Source organism: Luteolibacter pohnpeiensis (assembly GCF_016595435.1).
In the GTDB taxonomy this organism is placed as follows: Bacteria; Verrucomicrobiota; Verrucomicrobiia; order Verrucomicrobiales; family Akkermansiaceae; genus Luteolibacter; species Luteolibacter pohnpeiensis.
Window position 1 is genome coordinate 1 of sequence record NZ_JAENIJ010000066.1, and the last position, 6303, is coordinate 6303.

At 50.8% G+C, this 6303-nt stretch carries 8 protein-coding genes; all 8 read right to left on the reverse strand.

Annotated elements, in window-relative coordinates; genetic code table 11:
• Positions 1 to 645: 645 nt before the first annotated feature.
• The 8 genes from JIN85_RS19475 to JIN85_RS19510 all read right to left on the reverse strand — a co-directional run bounded on the left by JIN85_RS19475 (position 646) and on the right by JIN85_RS19510 (position 6138).
• Entirely contained in the window at positions 646 to 918 is a 273-nt protein-coding gene (locus JIN85_RS19475) for a hypothetical protein (protein WP_200273986.1), read from the reverse strand.
• A 168-nt stretch (positions 919 to 1086) separates the two neighbouring features.
• On the reverse strand, positions 1087 to 1656 hold the full coding sequence (locus JIN85_RS19480; RefSeq protein ID WP_200273988.1) for a hypothetical protein: 570 nt from the start codon (positions 1654 to 1656) through the stop codon (positions 1087 to 1089).
• Between the two features lie 818 nt (positions 1657 to 2474).
• The gene (locus tag JIN85_RS19485) at positions 2475 to 3011 is read right to left on the reverse strand and encodes a GCN5 family acetyltransferase (protein ID WP_234047525.1); all 537 of its coding nucleotides are present in this window, start codon (positions 3009 to 3011) and stop codon (positions 2475 to 2477) included.
• Positions 3012 to 3122: 111 nt separating this feature from the next.
• The gene (locus tag JIN85_RS19490) at positions 3123 to 3578 is read right to left on the reverse strand and encodes a hypothetical protein (protein WP_200273990.1); all 456 of its coding nucleotides are present in this window, start codon (positions 3576 to 3578) and stop codon (positions 3123 to 3125) included.
• Positions 3579 to 3679: 101 nt separating this feature from the next.
• The gene (locus JIN85_RS19495) at positions 3680 to 4159 is read right to left on the reverse strand and encodes a hypothetical protein (protein ID WP_200273992.1); all 480 of its coding nucleotides are present in this window, start codon (positions 4157 to 4159) and stop codon (positions 3680 to 3682) included.
• A gap of 48 nt (positions 4160 to 4207) precedes the next feature.
• Positions 4208 to 4384 (reverse strand): hypothetical protein, encoded by a 177-nt coding sequence (locus JIN85_RS19500; protein WP_200273994.1) that lies wholly within the window; start codon positions 4382 to 4384, stop codon positions 4208 to 4210.
• Between the two features lie 416 nt (positions 4385 to 4800).
• Complete coding sequence (locus tag JIN85_RS19505) at positions 4801 to 5232, reverse strand: hypothetical protein (protein WP_200273996.1); 432 nt, start codon at positions 5230 to 5232, stop codon at positions 4801 to 4803.
• 363 nt (positions 5233 to 5595) lie between these two features.
• Positions 5596 to 6138, reverse strand: a complete 543-nt coding sequence (locus JIN85_RS19510; protein WP_200273998.1) for a hypothetical protein — start codon at positions 6136 to 6138, stop codon at positions 5596 to 5598.
• Positions 6139 to 6303 lie beyond the last annotated feature (165 nt).

A 6303-nucleotide genomic window follows, 5' to 3' on the forward strand; every position in this document is an offset into this window, starting at 1 on the left:
GGGGTCGTAACCCTTCAGGCCTAAATTTAGGTTAACAAACATCGGGGACATGATGGCATCCGTGCCTCATGTCCCCAATCTTTGAGGAGGAGCCATAAAGCCCTGAATCTGAAAGGATTCGGGGCTTTTCATTTGGTGTGAATTGTCATGTGTAGGCTGATCATTGCATGTGTGGGGTATGCCATGGAGGGGCGCCCAAACTGGGATACAATGGATTTTGGGACCGATGATTGGTTAGTTCGTGGATTCAATTTGGCCTCGATTTGGTTCGGACTTTCGTGCCCAGCGTGCCGTGAATGCGGTGCCTGTTGTGGTAGACTGCGATGAAACTGAATCGTTCGATCATGGGAAAGTATCCATCCATGAATCAACTGCGGCCACGTCACGGAGCGCACCTGGACGACGCAAGAGGACATATCATATGCCAAGTCGAAATGCTTGGACTTGGTGCCGAAGAAAGGTGAGTCAACGCAGAGTCTAGTGAACCGCGCCCAGAAATTCGGAGCTTTCAAGCAGGACAAGCCTGCCTAATGGAGTTGGTCCCAAAACTATAGCGGTTGCGGCCTGAAGAACTACGCCAAAAATGCTCCGTCTACTTTTGCCTGACTTGCCTCCCGCGCCTTATGTTACCTCTTGGTTGTTGAGTCAGATGCACTCTCTCAGGCTGATTGCCCGCAGAATGAGAAAGTAGATCAGAGCTGGAAAATAGAGGGACATGACAGTAGCGACAGCCAGTGGCAGACTTCCCCCAAACGCGACTAGAGCGACAGGTCCACTGTAGGCAGCAGTGACGCCAAATAGGATCAACGGTTCCAGCGGCCACTTCACCCAGAGTCGATTCTCAACAAGGTAGACACATATCGTTGCGACTGGTGCGGAAACCGCAATGGATAGAAATACTGACCAGATGGCTGACATAAATATCGATCCCGCGAGCCATGGAATCCGGCCCGCAGAAAATTCAGCGTATGCACTATTGGCGGCAAATATCGGGGCCGAAATTACCACGGATATCAATAATGCAATCAGGTGCTTTAGCACGGTTTTCATATTCTCTGTAGAACATTAGAGCGGTCCGGTGTCGAGTTAGTTTGCCGGCTTGTCGCCGTTGGATGCTGCGCCTTGTTCTCTGTTTTTTTTGATTTCAGTGGGAAGACCCGCATCAGCGAGCGATATACCAGCAGGAGCCAGCCATTTGATCTTGATTGGCTTCTCATGTTGCGTGCCCAAAGTCTTGTCCAAACATAGAGCGGTCATCTTCATCACTTGAATTAGAGTCACCCCAAGATTCTCAGGCAACTTGGCTTTAGAAAAATCTGCGATGATCTGGTCTTCCGTTTGCCCCCATTCGGCCCGGACGTCTCCACCGACGATCACAATTAGGTTACTCTCCTCGGGGAAACCATCTGGCGCACCCGCAATCTTATGCGGAAGGGTAACTGCATGAACTGGTGACTCCGGGAATGCCCCTCCAATAATGACAGGGCGCGATACAATTGTAGCCGCCATCCACTCACCTGTTCCCAGTGGATTGCCTTCGCTCTCAGTTCCTAGGAGGCTAGTTGGCTGATACACTTCGATGATGGATCTTTCCGCACGTGATACGTTCAAAAGGAGAAGGCTTATAAGAAATGGGATTACAAAGAGTCTCTTCATACTTCTCCAGAATATAAGAGCGGTGGTACGGCGGTGTCGAGCATCCAGAGCGAAGCGAACCAGTGCGCTTGTCCGCATTTGTCACCCACGGCTAGTTCTGAAATTCCGTTTTTAAGAGGTTTGACCAGCCCACAAAGCCGCGCTTTCGACGAAAGTCGTCTGCTGCACAGTGAAGCGAGGGAGTGGATCGAGCCTAGCAGAATGAAAGAGTCGCCCAGGAAAAAATACCAGCCCGTCACCAAGGTCTGTGCGCAGCTTTTGATCTATCGGATGACCTTGATCGTATATTTGGGCGAGTTTCGTTTCGGTGAAGATCGCGCGCGCATGCCGTCGGTCTCCGGTTGTCTGAACCATCGCCAGGGAATTATAGTATGCTTAATACCTGTTGGCCCTTTATACCCAAACCTGATTTTCGAAGATCGGATATCCTAAGCAATCATCTCTGTCATAGGGATTACGAGACTCGATCCCTTCTACCTCCGGTATTCGATCAAATCATCTTCGACAAGGATCTCAACGACATGATCCGGCAATCTCAGCGCCCACCCAAGGGCAACAAGTCCCCTCGAGTGAAATCTCTGAATTGAAAATGTTCGCCCATCGATGGCTGGAACCACCGGAACTTCGGAAAAAGTCAATGTTCCGTCTTCTTTCAAGTCAATGTGTACTGAATCGGCATCAGCACTGATCTCGGAGTCTACGCGTCGGTGAACATCCAGCTCGGCAATTGTTAGACCCCGCAATAGCTGCATTCCTTGGCTCCACGCTCACCAATGATTCTCTGTTGTTTAAGACGGTTTCTGGTCCAGAAATCTAGCTTACCTCAATGACTTTCGATGCTTGGCGAGGAAGTCGGGGATAGAGTTGGGTCCTCGCTTAGATTCAGCAAGCCACTCAACTTGCCACTCTGTGAGTCGTTCCCCTTTCACATGTTCAAATATTCCCTTTTTTGGTTCGTTCACATGCTCAAGCTGTCGAACCAAGACTAGTGGTGACTCTGCGCCTTTTGTAGACTGGGAATACTTCAGGGCTTCCTCATATGTGGCAAATGCCTTGAAGTAGTCACTGCCAGCATTGAGTCGTTCGCCGCCAGACTGGGGATCAATCCAGACACGATACTCCAAGACATCGTCGTAGAAATAGCCAGCTCCCGAATGAGTCTTGGATGGATAGCTGCCGACAAGAGCTGGGTCTACTGCGATCGGATAGTTCGAAGCGGCACCGCCAGATGGAACTGCGCGATTCGGTGCTTCTGGTTGGAAGGCATTCCGTCCAGTGGAAGGTTCGAGAAACAGACAGAATGCGACCATCAAGACAACCGCTGCCTGATTGAGAATTGCTACTATTTGGCGCATTGGATTCAGTTTTTGGGCTAACGTTGGAAGTATGGCACGGTGGGGTTGACTAGTCCAGAGCGCAGCAAACCAGCGACCTCATCCGCCGTTGCCACTACTGACTTGTTCTATCTATTTTTCGATGTCATAGTAACCGACTCGACCGATACCCACCGTCGCAAAGTATCGAGATTCAGGATCATCGGGATCATCACCATATGGACGCCAGAGACTCAACGAGAGGCCTGGAAAAACAACGTCTGTCGGATCATCCTCTGAATCCGAATCGTAATCCGCATCTCGTCCAAGCTGCTGCACCAACTCCGTAGCCGGGATCTCGAAAACGTGCGCGCCGTCCAATTGTGGATGAATTGAGGGGGCTCGACTGATTTCAATGTATTCAGCACGATCATCCGAGTCGTAGTATACCTGCACGCAAAGCTCTTGGAAGGCATCGGTGGGCCGCTCCGAAGTGGGAGTCTTTAGGAATGCCTTGGGCTCTTCGCTCATCGCCGCCCTCACCTCCGCTCTGGCCATGCCAATACGGATGTCTCCGACGCTATACAATGGTACGAGGTTGAATTCCATTTTTTTGGTAGAACGTCAAAGCTCACTGAATCCCTGACAGAGGGCGTGGCTACGATTCGGGGTTAAGGTTGTCATCATCATAACGGCGAAACACAAAGAGGTCAGGGATTCGGTGCGGCGACTTGTTCTGGGGTTTCTTTGTTTGGTCGAAAAGACAAGGCCACCGTAAAAAAGTCCGCGAGTTCGCCCTCATCGCGATACTTGCAGTAGAAATTCCCCAGGCAGTCAGGCCAGCTAACGATCGCTCCCTTTAACTCGCCTTGTGAATAGACGAGGATCTTGATGGAATGCCCGGCAATCGTCGTGGTGGAATTTCTAACAACCGAGACTGTCTCGTCCGCCTTCCAATGTTTCATCATGGTGTCAACGTAGACCCCAGCCATTGGTCCAAAGTCGAAATCGATTTCAGCAGTACTCTTCTTGAACTGACCAACGATCGAATCATCGCCTTGCTTCGGGATATATTCAAATCCTTCAGGTAAGCTTACCACGCCTCGACTCGCTGGAAGACTCAGATCGGCGGCTGCAATTATCGTCGGTGGCAAACCAAGCAAAAGCACAAGACTAAGTAGTTTCTTCATTTTACAGAACGATATAGTCCTCCGAACCCCGAACGGAGGATGTTGAATTCAAAGTGGGCGGTAATGATGGTTCGGAGCGACGGCTTGTTGGGCGTTTTTTCTTCGGAGGTTCCAATACCATGCGGTCCACGAGCCGACAACAACGACTGTTAGGGCCGCCATCCGTGGCATCTTGTCGAACGAGGCCGAACAATACTCAGGAAAAGCGAGAAGAAGTCCGGCCATGATGAGTAAGGGCGTAAACACTAGAAGCGGAAACCAGAAGTAGGCGGCCCGATCACCCTCCCGGATACGATTCAGTCTATTTGTGGCACACTTCTCCGGGAAACGCTCGGACCAAGCAGCCATCGCATGGAGTATGAAGTCCGTTCTTATGCGACTGCCCAGCAACAGTAAAATCCTCTTCCCCGAACTTCCGGAAACACGGTTTCCCCTCAGCTTCACGAGGTCGCTCCACTCGATCGTGGAATACAACCGACCAGACCGCTCCTCGTGTATGCCTTCTTCATCAACCATCCACCGGCGATTCAAAATCGGATGTTTGTAATTCCAGATCATCGTAAATGATATATGCCCAAAGTTCAATGTTTATTCAGGGCGAATGCCCGTCGCCTGTGGCATCTTGTTACGCCCGTTTGGTTTTAGCAGTCTGAGCCAGCCATCGCCTCGCGAAATGGCCTACCGATGAGTCCAGCAAAACGCTCGGAGCGAATGCGAACCCATTCGTGCAAGCGATCAGTGTAACGTGACGAACTCAGGAAGAAATTGTTCGGCCAGCCTGGAGTCGTGTCCTGTGATCCCACCACCAGGAATCCAGAGTCCTTCTCAGGCTTCGTAGGGTAAAGAACCACTTCGTAGATATCATTCAGAGCCTGCCAATTCTCCTTCGTTCTGGTGTAGAAGCCCGCAATTCCAGCAGCATGATCGACGAACGCAAGGACGTAACCACCGGGATACTCCGCTTCGTATCGTCGAATCACCTCATCACGAATCGACTCAGGAATCTTCGAGTCGCCCGAGTATGGATCGACCGACTGTCCGTCTGGGGGAAATCCTAGAGTGAAAGACTTCATATTCTTGGCACAACGTATAAGGCCATCCGCGGCGGGATGGAAGAAACAAAGTCAACTATCGGGCTGGTCGCCGTCAGATATGCTGCCTTGTTCGGCCTCTAAAATTCAATTCATATCAAGCTTGTTAGCGATCCAAATAATGACGCTGAGAATTGCCATAGCTGCGACAGTAATGAATCCAAATCCTGCAGTAAAATGCCCTACCAAGACGAGCACTCCAATTACGAGTATCCACAAGGGCAGCTTCCTATTATGGTTCACCAGGCTAACGACAATGCCAGCAAGCCATGCTCCTAATACTAGAAAAAACATATTTATATGGGAATTAGATTTCTGTGGCAAATTCCTGCCGAAGGTTTCAGCTCAGACACGGATGGGCGAAGACCCGGAGTTGTCTGTGGCGCATTGTTCGGCCTTTTTCTTCTTTGTGTTTAGGTAGCCGGCGATCAAACACGCGATCGCGATCACTCTGAAAACCACATGCGCGGTGAGGGCTCTATGACCAGCGCTTTCAAATGATGCGTCCGACAGGGCAATGGCATTCATGAGCAGGCTGAGAGCTTGAATCGCTCCCAAGAAAATCGCAGCCGCAAGTCCAGGCCGTAACCAAAGCCAAGCAACGCCGACAGTGAGAAATAAAATATCGAGACCCACGGCCATAAAACCTGCACCCAAATACGCCCCAATCGAAAACCATGCGATGTGTCCTCCTGTGACCGCGATCGCTCCCATGAAGTATCTCGGTTTAAATCTTGTCTTCGCAAATAGTACGAGCAGGAGCACGCATGCCGCGCCGGGAATCCACATAGAGGCGCCACAATACTGACTAAAGAGCCAGCCGCCTACCGCACCGATGATGCCACCCACAGAGGTAAGGGGATTACGAGAAGGATTGGGGTCAGACATGAATGTCACGGGATTAAGCGGTTTTCTTGTAGCGGTTGCGGTGGAAGACTTCAACGTATTCTTGGCGCGGGGCGTTGATGGATGGCATTGAGAAAGTGGATGTTCAGACGGCCGCGGGCTTTGCAATAACTGGAGGTATCGGAAGACGGGATGGGTAATCCGTTG

What these genes read in the sequence shown, in the direction of transcription:
- JIN85_RS19475 (WP_200273986.1), bottom strand. Translation starts at nt 918, where the DNA reads ATGTCAGCCATCTGGTCAGTATTTCTATCCATTGCGGTTTCCGCACCA.
- JIN85_RS19505 (WP_200273996.1), bottom strand. Translation starts at nt 5,232, where the DNA reads ATGAAGTCTTTCACTCTAGGATTTCCCCCAGACGGACAGTCGGTCGAT.
- JIN85_RS19500 (WP_200273994.1), bottom strand. Translation starts at nt 4,384, where the DNA reads ATGGCCGGACTTCTTCTCGCTTTTCCTGAGTATTGTTCGGCCTCGTTC.
- JIN85_RS19510 (WP_200273998.1), bottom strand. Translation starts at nt 6,138, where the DNA reads ATGTCTGACCCCAATCCTTCTCGTAATCCCCTTACCTCTGTGGGTGGC.
- JIN85_RS19485 (WP_234047525.1), bottom strand. Translation starts at nt 3,011, where the DNA reads ATGCGCCAAATAGTAGCAATTCTCAATCAGGCAGCGGTTGTCTTGATG.
- JIN85_RS19480 (WP_200273988.1), bottom strand. Translation starts at nt 1,656, where the DNA reads ATGAAGAGACTCTTTGTAATCCCATTTCTTATAAGCCTTCTCCTTTTG.
- JIN85_RS19490 (WP_200273990.1), bottom strand. Translation starts at nt 3,578, where the DNA reads ATGGAATTCAACCTCGTACCATTGTATAGCGTCGGAGACATCCGTATT.
- JIN85_RS19495 (WP_200273992.1), bottom strand. Translation starts at nt 4,159, where the DNA reads ATGAAGAAACTACTTAGTCTTGTGCTTTTGCTTGGTTTGCCACCGACG.